This is a genomic window from Candidatus Magnetobacterium casense (assembly GCF_019173545.1).
Classification (GTDB): Bacteria; Nitrospirota; Thermodesulfovibrionia; order Thermodesulfovibrionales; family Magnetobacteriaceae; genus Magnetobacterium; species Magnetobacterium cryptolimnobacter.
This window is the reverse complement of record NZ_JABXWD010000022.1, coordinates 1-19,053: the sequence shown is the minus strand read 5'-3', so window position 1 is coordinate 19,053 and position 19,053 is coordinate 1. Positions and strand designations below refer to the sequence as shown.

Annotated in this window: 16 protein-coding genes; 2 read left to right on the top strand and 14 right to left on the bottom strand. The window is 49.4% G+C overall.

The genetic code is table 11. From position 1 onward, the window contains the following. Positions 1–297: 297 nt before the first annotated feature. The 9 genes from HWQ67_RS02395 to HWQ67_RS02355 all read right to left on the bottom strand — a co-directional run bounded on the left by HWQ67_RS02395 (position 298) and on the right by HWQ67_RS02355 (position 8,298). Positions 298–810, bottom strand: a complete 513-nt coding sequence (locus HWQ67_RS02395; protein WP_218251045.1) for a CBS domain-containing protein — start codon at positions 808–810, stop codon at positions 298–300. A gap of 49 nt (positions 811–859) precedes the next feature. Next, the gene (locus HWQ67_RS02390) at positions 860–1,660 is read right to left on the bottom strand and encodes an SCO family protein (protein WP_218251044.1); all 801 of its coding nucleotides are present in this window, start codon (positions 1,658–1,660) and stop codon (positions 860–862) included. Between the two features lie 4 nt (positions 1,661–1,664). Further along, a complete protein-coding gene (locus tag HWQ67_RS02385) occupies positions 1,665–3,344 on the bottom strand; it encodes a cbb3-type cytochrome c oxidase subunit I (RefSeq protein WP_218251043.1) in 1,680 nt (559 codons plus the stop codon). 15 nt (positions 3,345–3,359) lie between these two features. Further along, entirely contained in the window at positions 3,360–3,890 is a 531-nt protein-coding gene (locus HWQ67_RS02380) for a hypothetical protein (protein WP_218251042.1), read from the bottom strand. Further along, complete coding sequence (locus tag HWQ67_RS02375; RefSeq protein WP_218251041.1) at positions 3,890–4,063, bottom strand: hypothetical protein; 174 nt, start codon at positions 4,061–4,063, stop codon at positions 3,890–3,892. Before HWQ67_RS02375 ends, HWQ67_RS02380 begins: the two co-directional genes overlap by 1 nt. Before the next feature lie 19 nt (positions 4,064–4,082). Next, positions 4,083–4,844 (bottom strand): c-type cytochrome, encoded by a 762-nt coding sequence (locus HWQ67_RS02370; RefSeq protein WP_218251040.1) that lies wholly within the window; start codon positions 4,842–4,844, stop codon positions 4,083–4,085. A 430-nt stretch (positions 4,845–5,274) separates the two neighbouring features. Continuing rightward, positions 5,275–6,111, bottom strand: coding sequence for a 4Fe-4S binding protein (locus tag HWQ67_RS02365; RefSeq protein ID WP_218251039.1), 837 nt, complete (start codon positions 6,109–6,111; stop codon positions 5,275–5,277). A 104-nt stretch (positions 6,112–6,215) separates the two neighbouring features. Beyond that, a complete protein-coding gene (locus tag HWQ67_RS02360) occupies positions 6,216–7,616 on the bottom strand; it encodes a cbb3-type cytochrome c oxidase subunit I (RefSeq protein ID WP_218251038.1) in 1,401 nt (466 codons plus the stop codon). Positions 7,617–7,635: 19 nt separating this feature from the next. After that, a complete protein-coding gene (locus HWQ67_RS02355; RefSeq protein ID WP_218251037.1) occupies positions 7,636–8,298 on the bottom strand; it encodes a c-type cytochrome in 663 nt (220 codons plus the stop codon). Between the two features lie 803 nt (positions 8,299–9,101). Here HWQ67_RS02355 and HWQ67_RS02350 point away from each other — a divergent pair. After that, a complete protein-coding gene (locus tag HWQ67_RS02350; protein WP_218251036.1) occupies positions 9,102–11,264 on the top strand; it encodes an FG-GAP-like repeat-containing protein in 2,163 nt (720 codons plus the stop codon). Positions 11,265–11,367: 103 nt separating this feature from the next. Here HWQ67_RS02350 and HWQ67_RS02345 read toward each other — a convergent pair whose 3' ends face one another. From HWQ67_RS02345 to HWQ67_RS02325, 5 genes are all read right to left on the bottom strand, one after another. After that, positions 11,368–13,068: an ABC1 kinase family protein gene (locus HWQ67_RS02345; RefSeq protein WP_218251035.1), complete on the bottom strand. Its 1,701-nt coding sequence runs from the start codon at positions 13,066–13,068 to the stop codon at positions 11,368–11,370. Between the two features lie 6 nt (positions 13,069–13,074). Next, positions 13,075–13,410: a phasin family protein gene (locus HWQ67_RS02340; RefSeq protein ID WP_218251034.1), complete on the bottom strand. Its 336-nt coding sequence runs from the start codon at positions 13,408–13,410 to the stop codon at positions 13,075–13,077. Further along, positions 13,411–16,056, bottom strand: a complete 2,646-nt coding sequence (alaS, locus tag HWQ67_RS02335; RefSeq protein ID WP_218251033.1) for an alanine--tRNA ligase — start codon at positions 16,054–16,056, stop codon at positions 13,411–13,413. Next, the gene (locus HWQ67_RS02330) at positions 16,053–16,394 is read right to left on the bottom strand and encodes a hypothetical protein (protein WP_218251032.1); all 342 of its coding nucleotides are present in this window, start codon (positions 16,392–16,394) and stop codon (positions 16,053–16,055) included. The genes alaS and HWQ67_RS02330 overlap by 4 nt, the downstream gene beginning before the upstream one ends. A 338-nt stretch (positions 16,395–16,732) precedes the next feature. Next, positions 16,733–17,140, bottom strand: a complete 408-nt coding sequence (locus HWQ67_RS02325) for a bacteriohemerythrin (protein ID WP_218251031.1) — start codon at positions 17,138–17,140, stop codon at positions 16,733–16,735. A 350-nt stretch (positions 17,141–17,490) separates the two neighbouring features. On the opposite strand from HWQ67_RS02325, the gene extKL reads away from it, so the two are divergent. Further along, positions 17,491–18,756 carry a multiheme c-type cytochrome (seleno)protein ExtKL gene (gene extKL / locus HWQ67_RS02320; protein ID WP_218251030.1) on the top strand — a complete coding sequence of 422 codons (1,266 nt, stop codon included), beginning with the start codon at positions 17,491–17,493 and terminating at the stop codon, positions 18,754–18,756. Positions 18,757–19,053 lie beyond the last annotated feature (297 nt).

Genomic DNA, 19,053 nt, shown 5'->3' with positions numbered 1-19,053 from the left:
GGAAGCGTGAAAAGCAGAAGGAGTTGCGTGAGATTGCATAAAAAAACAGGCAAAAATGGTTAGCAAAATTGATACCATGCTGTTTGCCTGTTTTTCGAAAACTCGAGTACATCCGAATGAACAAATGTGCCGTAAGTTTAATCCAGATGAACACACTGCCAAGATATGTTGGAGCGTTTTACAGGCGGCAATTGCTCAATTAACTAAAAAAACTATATTATCAAAATTTTGAATCCAATTTTTGTATTGCCAACAACCTGATGCCCACACACCTTGGAGGGTGTTCCGGGCAGCGGCTCAGATTGCGGCGGCTATGCCGTGAAAGATGTCGGCTATTCTGATGATTCCCAGGAGTTTTTTCTTGCCTTCGAGCACGGGCAGGATCGGGGTGTTGTGGCAAAACATCATGTATGCGGCCTTGGTCACGGGGTCGTCGTGGTTGACGAAGGTGCTTATGGGGGTCATGATTTCGCTGACGGGATGCTGCAAGACCTCCTTGCCCTTGACGTCAAAGAGTGCCTCCCACAAGGTAGTTGGCAACTGACTATCTTCCTTGAAGGCGCCGGCAAGCATGGCAGGGCTTAGGAGTTCCGGCTCCAGCCCCCTGAGTATCTCCTGTATGGAGACGCTGCCAAGGAGGTTATACTTTTCGTCAAAGACGAGTACCATCATCGAATACGGGTAGCTCTTTACGTCGGGGTATGATTTCCTGAGCAATCGCAGGGCCTGCTTTATCGTAAACCAGTATGGGATATGAGGCATCTCAAAGATGTCAACCATCATATCCTGAACCTTTTTATCGCCTATCATATGCACTTACTCCTGTATGTTAAAATCCTGACAGTGTTTATGTTTTTGTCTATCCGTGGCGAACGCTGAGTTTGCCGGCAAAGGAGCGAATCGATGAGATTACCTGCCTGCCAAAGAAGAAAAATACCACAGAGATGAAAAAGAGCAACCCGCTGATAACCTCCAGGATAAGCGCCAAGTCGAGCTTGTAGGAACCTGTTAACGGATCGTACTGGTAGCACCACAGGAGCAGCCCCTCTGTCAGACTCGCCGAGGAGGAGCCTTGCTTGGCTGCTATGATGCTGAGTTTGAGGTCGCGGTCGTTGTAGTTGACCCCGTAGATGTACTTGGATATTTTACCTGTGGGGGTCAGTAAGACAAGGAGGTTGGGGTGAATGAAATCACCCGTCTCCTCGTCTAACCGATAAGAGAAATCTATTGCTTTGAGTAGTTTTTCCAGCTCCTTTTCCTCACCGGTTACGACGGTCCAGCCTGGTCTGTCAAGTTGCCAGGTAGTTGCGAACTTGGCCAGCATTTCCGGCGTATCGGTGTGGTCAAAGGAGAGAGTGAGGACGTTATAGCCTTTTCCGAGGTCTCCTACCTTCTCTACCGTCCCCATGAGACTATCCGTGATGAGCAGGCAAGCGGTTTCGCACCTGATGTAGATGAGGCTGATAACAAGCGGTTTATTGCCGATTATCTCCATCAAGGTGCGCTGCTTGCCGTGGGAATCTATGAGGGTCACATTGGGGACGTTCTTGCCCAAGGTCAGCGCTTCGTTTGGCGATGAGAGTTTTTTAACTGTCCCAGCAGCAACGGCAACCGTCCCCGTAAGGGCAATGAGCGCGAGAGATAGAAGCAGTGTCTTCAAAGTGCTATTTGACCTCCCACATCATAGACAACCAACCCCAGTTGAGGGATATAAAGATCAAAAATGCGACCATCCACACGATAGTCAGAGTAAATGTCCCTGGTGCAACAAAGCGTGCGGAATGGTCTCCATGCGGGTCCTCAGGGGGAAGTCCTGACATAGTCAGCTGCATGTCCTGCGGACCACGCACCGGCTGTCCAAAGAACACCGACACAACGACAACAAGACACCATGCCAGGCAAGCCAGAAAGAGAATGGTACCACCAATGACCGCAACAACCCAGAAGAGGTCGGCTATTTGCGGGAAATTGTAGGTGAACGGACCGCCTGAGAACGTTATATCCCAGTGTCTCCTTGGCACGCCAAGATAGCCAAGCGTAGAGAGTCCGGCAGACAACAGAACAAGACCCAGTGCGAAAGTCCACGGTACGGCCTTTGCTACGCCATACATGGAAATCTTTTTTCTGAATATCAGCGGGATAAGGTAATAGGTTGCCCCCATAAACGTAAGCGTGGTACCGGCGACAACGGTTCCCTTAAAGTGACCCGGCAGTGCAAGCGTGTTATGTATAATCATGTTGGCCTGTTCCATACCGTTGATGACACCGGTGATACCACCGATGAATCCAAACATAACGATTGCTAGGAAAATGGATACAAATGCGGGGTTTCCCCATGGGCAATTTTTGAGCCAGTCAAACAGGCCTTTTGTGAAGCCTCTTTTTCTCTGTGCGACCTCAATAGCCGATGGTACTGCAAATGCGTGGATCATGGAGGCGAGGACGGCCAGGTACATGAAGTAACTGGTGTTTACGACCTTCCATGAAGGCGACGGGATCGGATCAACGAGGAGGTGATGTGCAGAGGCGAGATTTATACCGATCAGGTAGAACAGGAATGCGGTTCTGCTGACCTTTTCGTTGATAGAGGTGCCGCCTACGACGAGGAATGCACCGAGGTACCAGATAGATATCTGTGCGGCAACGTTGACCTGCTGTGCGGAGTGTCCAAAACCCCAGAAAACGAGTCTGTACATGAGGCTGTCAACCGTTTCGATAAGTCCCATAGACCAGAGTAACGTTGGGACATAGATTGCGGCGCCGGCCACGAGCGTACCGATGGCAAGGATGACTGCCGTCAACAGACCAAAGCTGAACAGCGGCAGGGGGCCATCACCGTAGGTTTTTTCTTTTTTGGCCACGATTATGTTGGCGATAAACAGTCCGCAAACAATAAGTGCACCAACGGCAAAGAGTATTATCCCCAGATAGTGTACCGGGGCGGCCTTGAGCGGTGTATAAGAGGTGAAGAGCACATCGGCTTGTCCTGTCAACACGGCATATGCCACCAGCGCCGTTCCCACTACCATGAGCACAAAGGCGACCCACCCGACATTAGGAGCAACTTGCCGGGCATTGAGGACAACCGTGGAGCCAAAGTACAAACCAGCCATTTCCCAAAAGACAATCCACACGACAAGGGCAACCAGTCCGTGAAAAGTCAGTATCCTGTAGTACCAGTCAACAGGAAGTAGATGAACGACCTGCCATCTTGTAAAAAGCACCAATAGGGCTGCCGTAATGGCCAGGAGAAAGGCCACTACCGAGACTACGGCATTTGCCTTTATCAACGGCAAGACCCGCTTGTCTACATTAAACCCTGTAATGTCACATTTTAAAAACATCTTTTGATCCTCCGCTTAATCTTCAACTGTTATTTCGGTAATCATCGTATGATGACCAGGGCCGCAGTACTCGTTGCAGATAACATTGAACGTACCTGTGGATGTTGGTGTAAACGTCAGGACATAATCATAACCAGGATGTATCTTGAAGTTCATGTTTACCGGTTGAAGGGAAAACCCATGCAAGAGATCCATAGATGATATGTGAAACTTATACTTGGCCCCTTTTTTAAGTATCAAGGCCGGTTCCCATCGCCACGTTGATCCCATGACAAATATTTCGCCATCGGGTGGCGGTTTGACCACGGTCATACCGTTTTTTTCTGCGACCTTATACTTTTCCCAGTTTGCCTGAGCCAGTTTGTAGAACTCATCGGGCGATGTCTTATAGACCAGGTAAGAGGGGTTTTGCTTTCCTACCACGTGCCATGCAACCATCAACGAAAATAGCGCCAGGGCAACTACGGTCGCACAAGCAATCCATATTTTTTCATCTTTGGCGACACTTTTATGCCACCATCCTTTTTCAGGCGGTAGTAATGCCATTATTTTGCACCTCCTAGTATCGATTCTATCAGCGCCTTAGGCATCGGGGGGATCGATTGTATCTTCACGATGCCCCACAAGAAGTACACAACAAAGAACACCACATTGGAGAGTATAAGAAGTCCTATGGGGTTATCAAGTAATTTCTCTATCGCACCTGGTTGTTGTTCCATGATAATTCACCTCCTATATTTATTTAATCTTTCCCATCAGTTTTTTTGTAAAAGACACCAAGTGCCAGCGCTTTTCGTTATCCAGGGAGTCCTCGTAGGAAGGCATTCCTGAGCCGTCAAGACCGGTTGTATAGGCCAGATAGATATCTTCGTCCGTCGTGCCTCTCTTAAGTGCCCCTATCGTAAAGTCAAACGGCAGGATAGCTCTTTTTTGGTCGTCCTTAAGTTCATCCGACTTTGTGCCGTCCCCGCGACCTTTTTCGCCGTGACACTCCCAGCACTTCATCTCTTTCCATACCTGGGCGCCTTTTTCTACGGACTCCGGACTGCCAACCCAATCAGGCTTCTGTCCTACCTCGATAGCCGTACCTTGCCCCTCGTCTTTCCATCTTGGCGAAAGCGACTTTATGTACTCAACAACGGCCCTTCTCTCTGCATCGTCAAGGTCCCTCGTCGGGGGCATACTTGATCTGGGAATCCCAACCTCTATGAGGCGGAGGAGGTCTGCATCCGTAGGCAGGCTGCCTGTTGCCGTTGACCTGAACCTGAAGACCCCTTGTGTGAAATCACGTGGATACAACTTCCATATCTTGCCTTTTTCGTTTGTCTTGTAAACGAAGTCGGCATAACCATTACCGTTACCTTTTTGACCATGACAAAACGCACATCTTCTCTGAAAGACCTTCTTGCCTAACGCCAGATCAGCTCCATAAACCTCACCGGTAACAAAGGTAAAAAGCAGTGTGCATATTGTCGCTACCAACACCAAATTCTTTCTCATTGATTATCCTCCTTATCATACTAAACTGCTCTCACTTGACAATCATCCGGCACACGCATGCGTTAAGGAGCACCTTAAAATTGCCCCATCGCCCGTTGTCTTTGGTTGATTGTCTTTGGTTGGTTGCCTTTTGCGGGCATCATGTCTCTACCCAATCTTGGATCGGTTGTCTTATTCTCTTCCTTTGCGCCCTCCTTTCTTGACTGTTTTTTTATTTTCACCTTCGTATATCTGCCTCCAGTAAAAAAAATCCTTCGATACTATAACATAAGTATCGTATAAAAAATCCACATAATTTTTTATGACAAAAATCATATAACGATGCCATAGCAGATTTCGATCGAATTAAATACGGAACAGGTAGTACTTTTGTCAGGGCAATCGCATTCCGGAGCGTCATGAAGCGATAAAGAGGTAAAGCCTTTCCTTCTCAGTTCTTGCCCGATCGATAGCCAAACAGGCCTTTTTTGGCGCCAAGTTCTCTTTCACATGCGACGATGCACTTACCGCAGTTTACGCAGTTTATGTCCCTTTTGGGCAGACGTGGCTTTACGTCCATAAAGCAGGTCTTTTCACACTTTCTGCAATCCGTACATTGAAAAAATCGCTCCCTGTCAAACCTGATGCGCAACGAAAATGGGCTTATCCAGCCAAAGAGCATCTGCATAAGCCCTGCCGCACACACATATCGGCAAAATTCGTGCCTCACAAATATCGACGTCGTGTACATGTAAATCGTAACGCCAACGATACCAGTCAAAAGTCCGCCGGAGGGTTCAAGGGAGACCAACTCATGCCATATCCTCCGTGGTGAAATAAGATATCCGCTGAGAAACACCCCCGTAACTGGTGCGATAACAAGCAAAGATAACACGGCAAGCGTGCCATACAATGCCCTGTTATTTATCTCAACCGGAGGGTCGCTGCTTTTTTTACCGTAAATGCTCCGCCTTCCAATGATTTTAAGACAGAGCCAGTCGGCGTATTCAAAGAGCAACCCCTCAGGACAGAACCATCCACAGAAGAACCTCCCAAAGAGAAATCCCATAAGCGGAAAAAACGACAGCGCCAATAGCCACGGAAACATGGCCCTGGTTAAGACCTGTATGGTAACAAACCCGGCATCCACACTGCCGCTTGCCGATATCACGGCCTCCCTGATGCCAAGCCCCCACGGATGCCCAAACAGATACAGCGTCTGGTCATCGATGTCATACCTGAAGACGTCAAAGACGGGAAACAGAAGTATCGCTATCAAAGCCCCCATCTGAGTTAGCCTGCGAATGACGCATAGACTTCCCTGCCTTATCATTGCCTTGTACACCTCTAAAAAAAAGAAGGGAGGGTTTTGCCCTCCCTCAAATCAAATCGCTATCTGGAAACTGGTTCGACCTCAAGTCTTATGGCCGAATGTGCCTTGACAGGTTCCCTGCCGAGTTTAAAGAAGTCAAGCACCAGCAGCCATGTGTCATAGAGGAATCCTACGCCAAAGATGGCCCTCCAGACCCAGAACCAGAAGTTGAAGTTGTTCTTGACCGATACGTAGTCCAGCCCAAGGAGCCTTTCCATGTATATCTGCACCATCCCTGCACCGGTTATCGTCAGGGCGATCATCACCATCGAAATAGTCATCCACCAGAATGACCGATAGCCGCGCGAAGAGTCAAACTCCTTGACCCCTCTGAGGTGCGGAAGCGTTATGTAGATTATCGCAACCACCAGCAACACGTATGCACCGTAGAAGGCCAGGTGTCCATGGGCCGTGGTGAGCTGTGTACCATGCGTCCACTTGTTGACGGAGGGCAGCGTATGCACCACACCCCAGAGGCCGGCCCCGACGAAGTTGAATATGGCATGAGCCACGGCATAGAACAATCCCAGCTTGTTGGATATGACCCTGTGCTGTCGTGTGGTTCTGAAGGCGTCCCAGACCATGATGAGCAGAGGAATTGGCTCAAGCGAACTAAATATACCCCCTATCCAGAGCCAGTACCCGGGGGTGCCTATCCAGTAGTAGTGATGTCCGGTGCCGAGGATACCTGTAAAAAGAACCAGGAACACCTCTATGTACATCCACTTCTCCAGTACTTCCCTATGAGCGTTGGTCACCTTCAGGAGCATAAACGCAAGAAGCGCCCCTGCTATGACCTCCCACGCACCCTCAACCCAAAGATGCACCACCCACCACCACCAGTACTGGTCCTTGACCATACTCTTTACGTAAAACATCCCGGGCAGGTACATGAGTGTCATAAATGCCAGTCCACCCAATAGTGTACCATTGATGCCTGTCCACCTCTTGCCCTTGATCATTGTCATGGCGCAGTTTACCATAAACAGGATCGCCGACAATGCTATCAGCCAGTCTGCCCACCGCGGCGCCTCTATGTACTCACGCCCCTCACTGAGCAGATGCGTCCCAAGCACGGTGATGTTGGCCTGCGGAAAAAACCCCTGGATGATAAACCCCACCACTACGGCGCCAATGGCCCCCACGGTTGCCCAAAACTGAAACATGGCAAGTGGAACACTCCAAAGCTCCCTCTCTGACTCCTCGGGCACAACATAGTAGGTTGCCCCCATCAGACCAACAAGGAGCCACACCACAAGGGCGTTTATGTGAAGCGTGCGTGTGATGTTAAACTTCAGCGGCAGGATGTCCGGCGCTATAAACTGCACTGCCGCTATAACGCCGACAATCACCTGCACTAAAAACAACACCACGGCATACGTGAAGAAGTACGTTGCCACCTTCTGACTTTGATATTTCATTGCCTTGACCTCCTTATGCTTACTTAAGAGTAAGCAGATAGTTTACGAGCTTGTCGAGTTCTTCCCCGCTTATCTGCGGGTAGGGCGGCATGGCCGAATCGGCAACCACCTCCGCAGGGTTAAGCAAATGCCGCTTATGCCACTGTGGGTCAGGCTGTTTGGTAGCCACGTGTGAGAGGTCAGGGCCCGATGTCCCGCCCACTCCGTTTATCGTGTGACAGATGGCGCACTCGTACTTGTGGTAGACCGACGCTCTGTCATCGGACCTCATCGTGACGGTGTATATGGGCTTGGGAGGCCAGCCGTTTGTATCCACCTGCGATATCCAGTCGAGAAACGAAATCAGATTATCGGCCTCCTCTGCGCTGACCCCAAGGACGGGCATGTTGCTGGTTGCATTGACCTTTTTGGGGTTTACCAGGAACTTTTTAAGGTAACTGTGCGGTACGTGTTGCGTGATCTTGGTCATGTCCGGGGCAAAGTATGAGCCATTGCCCAAGATAGTATGGCAGCCGATGCAGTCGTATTTGTGCCATGCGATTTTCCCTTTGTTTACCTCGTCGGTTATCTGTGGGGCCCTTGCATCAAGTTTGGCATAGGTGTCAAAGGTGATTACAACCAGGCTGGCAAAACACAGAAGACTCCCGTACACAAAGAGATTTCTGACGCCTCTGTTTTTCATTGGCATATACCTCCACTGTTTTTGATAGGAAACCGTAAAACGGTCTCTTCCTTCTCAGTTAAGTAATTAAAAATTACAGGAGGTTTGGTGGTTTATTTGTTAGAAACGTCTCTAAAAAAACATACATATGCTTGTCAATGGAGAAACACGAAACGATATCTCTGAAAATTTCTATAAAACGAATGCCTTCACAATAGAAAGAGTCTAAATTGTTATTGCCAAAGGAATTTGGATTTTTTGCGGAACATACATCCAGATTGACCCAAAACTCCCCATCGCCATTAACGCTTATTGTGATAGTGTGTCCATCAACAAAGCTAAAAGCTAAAACTATAAGCAAGGTTAGGGTTATTATGTCCTTGCTGCATCTTAAATATCGTATAAGCATATAACAAACTCCCTTCCCTCATGATCTATTATAACATAATATTATTGTACCCAAGATACGAATAAGATTCTATGACTAGTATCATAAGTCACAAGAAAATAATATTTCATACACTGACATATTTTGTCATCTACTCACAAAACATGTCATACCTCCACCCGTATCTTTATCTCAAAAAGACCTGTTTTGTTTGTAGCTATTACGGGCACGTTAAATGCAAAAGTGTAGCTAACGGTTTGCATTTGCTTACCCCTACCCCCTGGCAGTGGTTACGTGAACATGATAACACTTTGCAACACTGCCGGTATTTAGGCAATTATATTATACAGGGAGTAGAATAGTGTTGGTATCTGTGTCAGGTAACAGATTTTTCTGTCCGGCAGAACCATATAACGTATATTTGGAGGAAGAAACTATGTCGTTTCGAAACAATATTCAAACAAGGATGAAGTATCTCCGCCGTCACCAACGATTCAGTGCTGGACTATTGTTGATATTGCTGATGTTTGTTGTAATTGGAGCCTTATGTCTCAGTGGTTTTGCAGTTAATGCCTCTGCGGCCGTAACCATGTTAGCAAGCAATGTCTCAGGCGATGGCACTCCCCCTACGGTGATAGTTACAACTCCGACACCAACGCCGACGTCAAGGCCAACACCAACGCCGACGCCAACTACGGCACCGACTCCAACGCCGACGTCAAGGCCAACACCAACACCGACTACGGCACCGACACCAACGCCGACGTCAAGACCGACGCCAACGCCGACTATCACCCCAACACCTACGCCAACATCGACGACTTATACCTTTGTTGCCAAATGGGGGAGCTATGGCCCGGACAATGGACAGTTTTACTTACCCACCGGAGTGGCTGCCGACAGTGCAGGCAACGTGTATGTGGCTGATCCTGTAGGCCATTGCGTCCATAAGTTCAATTCAAACGGTAATTTTATAGCCAAGTGGGGAAGTGTAGGCACAGGGGATGGACAATTTACGGGGTTATCTCCCCTGAAGGTAGCCGTAGACAGCGCCGGAAACGTGTATACGGCTGACAACGGCAACGGTCGCATCCAGAAGTTTGATTCAAACGGCAATTTTATAACCCAGATGGGGAAAGGGCTGATGAGTAATGTTCAGGGAGTTGCCGTTGACGGCGCCGGAAACGTGTATGTCTCCGATTCCGGAAACTTCTGCATCCATAAGTTTGATTCAAACGGCAACTTTGTTGCCAAATGGGGGAGTGCCGGGTACGGAGCCGGGCAGCTTGGTCAGCCCATGGAAGTGGCAGTAGACACGGCAGGCAACGTATATGTTGCAGACTCAGGTATTGCCAGTTATAATGCGCGCATCCAGAAGTTTGATGCAAGCGGCAATTTTATAGCCCAGATTGGGGATGCTGGTTCAGGCGATGGGCAGTTTACCGCTGTTGTTGGTCTGAGACTTGACAGTGCCGGAAACATATATACGATTGATTCTTTGGCCAATAGAGTTCAGAAGTTTGGTGCAAGCGGTAATTTTGTAACCAAGTGGGGAAGTCAGGGATCAGCAGACGGAGAGTTTTCGGGAGCACAGTCAATTGCAGTGGACAGCTCCGGAAATGTATACGTTGCCGATACGGGTAATTATCGCGTAGAAAAGTTTGCCCCTGCGTCACCCCCGGCGCCGACCCTGCACGTTAAAAATGACTTCGATGGCGATGGCAAGGCTGATATATTGCTACAAAACACCGCTCTGGGGGATGTCGGCATCTGGTTTATGAATGGAGCCACAATAAATTCCGGCAAGTATGTGACCATGAATCTGCCGTCAAATTGGGTGCTTAGAGGTAAACCCGACCTCAACGGAGACGGCAAGGCCGATATGCTCTGGCTGGACACCAACACGGGTGATGTTGTTGCCTGGATAATGAATGGCGCTACCATATCATCAGGAGGCTATGTTTTCCATGGTCTGCCTTCATCGTGGAAGTTTATAGGAGTGGGAGATTTTGACGGCGATGGTAAGGACGATATACTGTTGCAAAATACCGCTCTGGGGGATGTCGGTATCTGGTTTATGAATGGGGCCACGATAAGTTCCGGCAAATATGTGACCAAGAATCTGCCGTCAAACTGGGTGTTAAAAGCCATAGCCGACCTCAACAGTGACGTCAAAAGTGATATGCTCTGGCAAGATAACAACACTGGTGATGTCTTTGTCTGGCTCATGGATGGTGCCACCATATCATACGGGAACTTTATCACTCTTGCCCTGCCTTCAGATTGGCATATTATGGCAGCGGGGGACTTTAAAGGCGATGGCAAGGCAGAAGCATTGCTGCAAAATATATCCACCGGCGATGTTGTTCTCTGGTTTATCGATTCAACCGTGATAACTTCAGGGGCGTATGTAACTCATAATCTGCCGCTAAACTGGATATTCAAAGGCATAGAAGACCTCAACGGTGATGGCAAGGTCGATATAATCTGGCAAAACACCAACAATAATGATGTTGTTGCCTGGATGATGAATAGCAATAACATATCATCCGATGGACTTATTATGCATGGTCTGCCCTCACAGTGGCAGATCAAATAAGCCCTAAGCGATAAGAGCAACAAGGCACGATTGGGTAATTGAAGAGGGGCTGGCCGCAGAACTGATTGTGTGCCGGCCCTTTCTTTTTTTGTTTTTCTTCCCGTCAGAGGCGGCCTGAGCGCAGGATGGATATAATCAGCCAGATGCCGAGGAAGAATGCGATCATAAAGCCAAGGGTGCCTATGGCCGGGATGTCAAAAATTTTGGCCCCAACGCCCGATACGGTCAGGATCGACGAACTCATGATGATCGAGGCTATGACGATGCTGAAGGAGAGACGGTTAGTGGAGCGGTCAATGTCCCTGATCAGACGGTCAATGCCCACGATAGACATCTTGGTAGTGAACTCGTTGTTGATTAGACGTCTCAACAGTACGCGCACCTTTTTGGGGGTGTCGATGACCGAGTCGGCAAGTTCGGTGAAGTTGCGCTGGAACTTGTCCATGACACGCTTGGGGCCATACTTCTTCCTCAACAGCGTGGAGGTGTAGGGGGTTGCATGCGAAATGAAATTGAACTCCGGGTCAAGGTCGCGCACTATGCTGTCTATGATGAGCATACACTTGTCAATCAAGAGCATGGATGAGGGTATCCTGAGCTTGTGTTTAATCGACAGGCGTGTTATGGTATCGAGGTACTGTGCAAAGTTGATATCGGCCAGGGCGGAGTCGTACAGGGGCAGCAGCAGCTCCATCATGTCGGCCATGAACTCATGCTTGAACCTGTCAAGGTCTATCTCCTCCGTAACCATGCCAAGGGCAATGAACTCGTCAATCATGGAGTCAAAGTCCTTGTTGATTAACGCCAACAGGATAGTGGCTATATTCTCCATAACATTCGGGGTGATCCAGCCAACCATTCCAAAGTCCACTATGGCCACCCTGCCATCGGATAGAACAAAGAGATTGCCAGGATGGGGGTCGGCGTGAAAAAAGCCGTCATCGAGGATCATCTTAAAGTAGGCATTGACGAGCTTGACCGATATGTCGTGTCTGTCCAGTCCGGCTGCGTCCATGGCGTCGAGGTCGCTCATCCGTATGCCCTCGATCCGCTCCATCACGATCACCCTGTCGGAGATGTACTTGTCGTAGGTGTTGGGTATCTTTATCGCATAGGAGTGCTTGAAGTTCGCCGCAAAACGTGCGATGTTTCTGACCTCTTCGGTAAAGTTCAACTCCTTCCTGATGGTCTTTGCAAACTCCTCCACTATGCCCAGCGGATTAAAGACGTCGGCATCGGGGAGGTACTTTATCATCAGCGTAGACAAGAACTTCATGATACTGATGTCGGTCTCAATGATCTCCCTGATCCCCGGACGTTGCACCTTGACCACCACCCTGGTGCCATCATTAAGAGTGGCGTTGTGTACTTGCGAAATCGAGGCTGCGGCTATGGGCTGCTCATCAATGGAGGCAAAGACGCCCTCTAAGGGCACCTTGAGGTCGGTTTCGATTATCTGTCGCACTTCGGTGAAGTCAAAGGGCGGAACCTCGTCCTGGAGCTTTTCAAACTCGTTGGCATACTTTTCGGTTATGAGGTCGGGACGGGATGAGAGTATCTGCGCCAGTTTGATAAACGATGGCCCCAACTCCGCAAAGGCACGCCTCAGACGCTCGGCCACCGTTGTTTCGATAAGTTCGCCTTCGGTCAGGAGCTTCAGACGCTTGCGAAACGGAATCAGACGGCTGAGATTGAGCATCTCCACAACCTGCCCAAACCCGTGCTTGATAAAAACATTTAATATCTGGCTGATCCGGTTTATGTTCTTGTAGGTGCGGCGGATCCTGAGCAGTTCAGAGAGCATCTATACCTATACGTCTTTGGTATCTTTTGCGGTAAGGCGTTGTATTATGTCTTCGAGTTCGCCGACCCTCGCTGTGAGGATGTTCACTTTTTTGGTAAGGGCATCGACGTCTTCTTTGGTTGGCAGGCTCATCCTATCCAGTGTCTTGTGTATCGCGTCCACCAGATTTAAGGATATATCCGTGCCGGTTTTATTGACCTTGTCTGTCCACTCTTTGACCAATTTTACCCCCTGCGCCTCACTGATCTGCCCCCTTTGCACCAGCTTGTCAACCAGCTCCATTACCATCTCCTGTGCGCCAAGCGCTGCAAACATGGCATTTTTTAGCGAATTCAATATCACTTACGTAGCCTCCTTTTTTATTGCGTCATATATATTGCTTAATGCGTCATTGACCTTTTCGTTTTGCCTGGTACCACCCTGGGCCATATCCTTCTTGCCCCCGCCCCTGCCATCGGCTGCCGATAAAACAACCTTTAACAACCTGCCGGCGTCAAACCTGTCGGTGAGGTCCTTTGCCACCATGCAGAGGAAGTTCGTTTGGTCCTCGAGGGTCGAAGCCACCAGTATAATGGCGCTGCCCAGTTTTCCTTTCAGGCTATCGGCAAAATCCCGTAGTTCCTTCTGATTAAAGCCGTCCTTTCTGACCACGAGCGTCTTGACCCCGTTGATCTCAACGATCCCGCTGAGGTACGTTGACGTTTCGTTGGCCATTGCCTTGTGTTTGAGGTGTTCCAGTTCTTTTTCCAGTTCCCTGGCGTGTTGCGACAGGGTTACAGCCTTATCCAGGGGGTTATCCGTCTTGAGGGTCTGTGCAATGGCATGTAGCTGCTGAGAGTTTTTTCGGATGAATGCCAGTGCCTGTTTTCCTGTCAGCGCCTCGATCCTGCGCACGCCGGATGCGATACTGGCCTCGGAGACGATGACAAACGGCCCGATTTCACCACTGGCTGTGCAGTGTGTGCCGCCACAAAGCTCCTTGCTGAAGTCGCCCATCTCAACGACGCGCACGACGTCGCCGTACTTCTCATCAAAGAGGGCCGTTGCCCCATAGGATATCGCATTATTGAGGTCCATCAGGTGTGTATTGATCCCGATGTTGTCCATGACCTTTTCGTTGACCATGTCCTCGATGGCGTCCTTGTCGGCGGGGCTTAGTTGGTAGAAGTGGGTGAAGTCAAACCGCAGGCGCGTTGGAGATACCAGAGAGCCTGCCTGCTTGACGTGTTCCCCCAGGAGGTTTCTCAGGGCGGCGTGGAGCAGGTGAGTGGCGCTGTGGTTTTTCATCGTGGCGAGCCTGTCCTCTTCGTTGACGCGACAGAGAACCCTGTCAGAGAGGCGCATCTGTCCACGTTTTACCACCACCTTGTGGATGATGAGGTTGTTTGGGGTCTTTTTGGTATCCGTCACCTCGATGAGGGCATCATCTGTGGTGATAATCCCGGTATCACCGGCCTGTCCGCCGGACTCCCCATAGAAGGGGGTCTTGTCAAGGATGACCTCGCCCTGCTGTCCTGCAAGGAGGGCATCGACGTTTTCGGACTCCCGCAACAGGCAACGCACCTCCGACTCCGACTCCAGAAGCTCATAGCCGAGGAAGTAGGTTTCACCGTTTATCTTTGCAACGCTATTGTACAGGGACGTCATCAGTGCCGACGGTCCGTGACCCTCCTCGGTCCAGGAGGCCTTCCCGCGGGTCTTCTGTCTTTCCATCTCCTGTGCAAAGCCTGTCTCATCGACGGTCATGCCGTTTTCCCGGGCGATTTCCACGCTCAACTCCAGGGGGAATCCGTAGGTGTCGTACAGGCGAAAGACCTCCGCCCCGGGGAGGACGTCCTGGTTTGATGTCCGCAGAGAGCTGATCAGGTCTTCTATGATTTCGGAACCCTTTTGGAGGGTTCTGAAGAAGCGTTCTTCTTCGCTCTTGAGTATGTCTTGACAACGGCTGCTGTTTATCGTAATTTCGGGGTAGACCTCACCCATTGCCTCAATCACGGCGGGCACGAGGCTGTAGAGGAATGCCCTGTCCCTACCCAGTACCCTTGCATGTCTGCTTGCGCGGCGTATTATCCGTCTGAGGACGTAGCCACGGCCATCGTTGGCGGGCAGGAGACCTTCGCTCAACAGAAATGTCAGGCAACGGATATGGTCTGCCACCACGCGTATGGAGGAGTCCTGTCGTTTGTTGTTGCCGTAGGGGACGCCGGTGCCGGTGCTGATAGCCCCGATGATTGGGGCAAAGATGTCGGTGTCGAAGTTGGAGGACTTTTGTTGCATCACTGCCGTTATGCGTTCAAGGCCCATGCCGGTATCGATACTTGGCCTTGGCAGCGGAGTGAGGGTGCCGTTGGAGTCCTTTTCGTACTGCATAAAGACGAGGTTCCAGAGTTCGAGGTATCGGTCGCAGTCACAGCCCACGTCGCAGCCTGGTTTGCCGCATCCCATATGGGCGCCCTGGTCGATGATAATCTCCGAGCATGGGCCGCAGGGGCCGGTGTCGCCCATCTGCCAGAAGTTGTCCTTTGCCCCCAGGCGTCTGATGCGCTCCGGTGCGATGGACGTGTGTTGCACCCACAGGTCGGCTGCCTCGTCGTCGTCCTCGTAGACGGAGGCGTAGAGCTTATCTGTCGGGAGCTTAAACCACTGTGTGAGGAGTTCCCAGGCATAGACAATGGCGTCACGCTTGAAGTAATCCCCGAAGGAGAAGTTGCCAAGCATCTCAAATAGCGTATGGTGTCTTGCCGTGAATCCGACGTTTTCGATATCGCTCTGTTTGCCCCCGGCCCTCATGCACTTCTGGCAGGAGACGGCCTTTGTGTATGGGGGCGTGTCCGTGCCGAGGAAGTAGTTCTTAAACTGCACCATCCCGGCGTTGGTAAACAGCAATGTTGGGTCGCCCTTTGGCAGCAGGGCGGCGCTCTTTACGAGTTCGTGCTTTTTGTTTTGGAAGTATTGCAGAAAACTGTCTCTTATCTCTTTAGATTTCATCTTCTCTTCAAATTTTGGTCATTGCTTGTGATTTCCATTAGTTTGTTATCTACAAACACGAGGGTTGTCGTAATAACCCCTCCCCACTTCTTATAAGTCCATTGTATGCGTTCCTTGCCATCGTATCTTGGCGGCAGCACCAATATGTCGGTAGGAGAGCCGATGGCAAACCTGACCTCCTCCTGTGCCATGAAAAAGGCTATCTCACCGTTTCTGATATGTACTCTGGTCTCGGGGGTGAACCCGCTTATTTCGTCCTCGGTATACCGAATCTCCCTCGTACACGACAGCAACAGCGCCACCTGGAGGATGAGCAACAATGTAACGACGAAAGGCAAGAAAGGGGCGGCTCTGCCCCCCTTCAGAACCCCCTGCAAGGGGTCACGGACCCCTTGACCCCTTCTTTTGCCTGGTTCATGGTATGTATCTATAGCTTCAATCATCTTCGTTTTCCTTATACTGCTTTATTGCCTGTGTAATTGTGTTGTTTCAAAACCTTTACCGGCTTTAGTTTAACGTAAAGGGGATATTTTTTACAATGGCTGCTAAGTATTGTACAATGATTGCTTGGTAGGCTATGAGATATGGTTCATAACCCAGTTGACAATGTTTAAAGGATACAAGTGGACGGTTCCACCCTCATACAACCGCCCACTTCTTTTTTTTTCGGAGGGACTTAGTGTACGCCCTTTTGGTTGAGGAAGGCGGCAAACGTTTTGTCCTTGTCGAGGATGTGATCGTTTAGCCACTTCTTGAGGAAGTTCATTACCTCTACGGTTACTACCATCTTGCCGTCTGTAAATTGCTTCTGCAGGTCGAGTACCTGCTTTGTCAGCTTGTCATGTTCGAGCTTGTGCTTGTTGTTGTCGTTGTACTTGTGCTGCACCATTAACTTCTCTTCGTATGCGAAGTGGTCTTTTGTGTAGCCGATCAGTTCTCCGAGCACCTTGCCCATCACTGCCGCCCCCTTACCACCCTGCATGGCGCTGTAGAGTTCATTGATGATATCGACAAGTTTTTTGTGCTGGTTGTCTATATCCGCTGCGTTTACTGCCAACTTACTGCTCCAGTCGATAAATTGCATCTTTTAGAGTTTCTCCCTGCAAAGAAAATACTGATAGCCATAAATTATGGCCGTTGCATAATAGCATATTGCATTTCAGCGTGGGGCGTCAGTGACTATGGTTACGCAATATTGACGCTCATTTGAAGTTACCTGCGTGTCCCCTGGTAAGGATAAAAAATACTTGCTTTTTTTTTGCAATAATGTTATAACACAGTATTATTACAATTTATAGATAGACAAAAAGAAAGGTGGTGATTGTCGGGAAATGGTTCAGACGTTACCGTAAAAGAAACAGAGAGAAGTGGTTTAGTTTTGTGTGTAAACAGATGAAAAAGAACAGTACGTATTAACATTAGGAGGTTTAATACATGAGAACGTTGAAGTTGTTTGTATTGTTAACATTAGCACTTGGACTTCTTGTTCCGTCAATTGTAATGGCTAGAGCTGATGACACCGGTAAAGAAGTAAAGACCGTTAAAGAACTGATAGCCATGTATGACTCGACACGGTGTAAGCAGTGTCATGAACAGATTTATAAGGACTGGGAGAAATCCCTCCATTCCAAACCGTTAATCGGTCCTTTTAGCAAAACGCTAGGTACGTTGATTGATTATATGAAACAGCGTGATGGTGAGCTCAAAAAATCCCACGAGATCACAAAGAGCATTAAAGACTACATGATGCCGTGCTTTATCTGTCATATCCCGCAGTTGGAGGATGCCTCCGAGGCGGCAGCGCAGGAAATAGCCGACGCCGTTGTGAAGCAGGACTTTGATATCATCGAAAAGCTCCAGATCAACTGCATAATATGTCATAACAGAAACGCCTTTGTCAGGACGTTCAGAGATGGTGCCCCTGCAAAAGATACCATCTATGGCAATAAGGAAATCGGTGGAGCACATGCTGATTCAGTCTTTACAAAGTCCAAGCGTGCAGAGATGATGGAGGACTCATCCTTCTGTGGCCGCTGCCACCAGGGACCAAACCTCCTGCACTCGGCCGAGCCTATGTGGTGCGTGTCAAACTACGACAGCTGGCTGCAAAACTATATCCCAAATGGTGGAGACAAGGGATGCCAGGATTGCCACATGAGAGCGCCTAACACAGGACACCGCTTCCCACCCAACTACGACGACAGGGAATTCCAGATGAAGAGGCTCAAGGAGCATATCAAGTTTGATGTCACTGCAATGGCCTATACCTTTAAGGTAAAGTTACCAGAGGTACTGTCAATCCCGCAGGTTGTCATAAAGACAAAGATCACTCACGATATCGGACACAGATTCCCGGATGGCTGCCCGTCTCCGACACACTTTTCGCTCAAGGTCAAGGTAAAGTCCAAGGACGGCAAGGAGATATTCTCAGAGACGAAGTACTACATGCCACAGAAAAAACTAGGCTATCAGGATAACACGATGGTCTTTGCTTCACTGAGGAAACTCTCACTCATGAGGGATACGTCGCTTCAGCCGTTTAAGGCCAACGAGGAAACATTTGAGGTCAAACTACCCCCGGGCGTAGAGGATGCCGTAGTAGAAGCCTCACTGACACTGGTTGTCGAACCAGGCGTAAAGGATTCCGTATATGAGCTTGGCACCTTTACAAAAGAGGTCAGCCTCAAAGGCCAGAAATAAAGCGCCAGAAATAAAGCGCCAGAAATAAAGCGCCAGAAATAAAGCGTAAGTTAAGAAAAACAGATTCCTGCCTGTGCAGAAAGTGGCATTGAGGGACCTAAATACCTCTCCAGATGCCATTAATGCACAGGCTGTTTTTTTTGCGGCATTGACCTACTGATAAGACAAAAGAACAAATACAGAAATTCAGGGTATCCTCTTTATATTTCATGGTAACTATACTTTAAGGCAAGAAAGAAAGGGGCGGCTCCGCCCCCCTTCAGAACCCCCCGCAAGGGGACCAGTCCCCTTGACCCC

What these genes read in the sequence shown, in the direction of transcription:
- alaS (WP_218251033.1), bottom strand. Translation starts at nt 16,056, where the DNA reads ATGAAATCTAAAGAGATAAGAGACAGTTTTCTGCAATACTTCCAAAAC.
- HWQ67_RS02370 (WP_218251040.1), bottom strand. Translation starts at nt 4,844, where the DNA reads ATGAGAAAGAATTTGGTGTTGGTAGCGACAATATGCACACTGCTTTTT.
- HWQ67_RS02325 (WP_218251031.1), bottom strand. Translation starts at nt 17,140, where the DNA reads ATGCAATTTATCGACTGGAGCAGTAAGTTGGCAGTAAACGCAGCGGAT.
- HWQ67_RS02350 (WP_218251036.1), top strand. Translation starts at nt 9,102, where the DNA reads ATGTCGTTTCGAAACAATATTCAAACAAGGATGAAGTATCTCCGCCGT.
- HWQ67_RS02345 (WP_218251035.1), bottom strand. Translation starts at nt 13,068, where the DNA reads ATGCTCTCTGAACTGCTCAGGATCCGCCGCACCTACAAGAACATAAAC.
- HWQ67_RS02395 (WP_218251045.1), bottom strand. Translation starts at nt 810, where the DNA reads ATGATAGGCGATAAAAAGGTTCAGGATATGATGGTTGACATCTTTGAG.
- HWQ67_RS02380 (WP_218251042.1), bottom strand. Translation starts at nt 3,890, where the DNA reads ATGGCATTACTACCGCCTGAAAAAGGATGGTGGCATAAAAGTGTCGCC.
- HWQ67_RS02365 (WP_218251039.1), bottom strand. Translation starts at nt 6,111, where the DNA reads ATGGGGGCTTTGATAGCGATACTTCTGTTTCCCGTCTTTGACGTCTTC.
- extKL (WP_218251030.1), top strand. Translation starts at nt 17,491, where the DNA reads ATGAGAACGTTGAAGTTGTTTGTATTGTTAACATTAGCACTTGGACTT.
- HWQ67_RS02360 (WP_218251038.1), bottom strand. Translation starts at nt 7,616, where the DNA reads ATGAAATATCAAAGTCAGAAGGTGGCAACGTACTTCTTCACGTATGCC.
- HWQ67_RS02375 (WP_218251041.1), bottom strand. Translation starts at nt 4,063, where the DNA reads ATGGAACAACAACCAGGTGCGATAGAGAAATTACTTGATAACCCCATA.
- HWQ67_RS02355 (WP_218251037.1), bottom strand. Translation starts at nt 8,298, where the DNA reads ATGAAAAACAGAGGCGTCAGAAATCTCTTTGTGTACGGGAGTCTTCTG.
- HWQ67_RS02385 (WP_218251043.1), bottom strand. Translation starts at nt 3,344, where the DNA reads ATGTTTTTAAAATGTGACATTACAGGGTTTAATGTAGACAAGCGGGTC.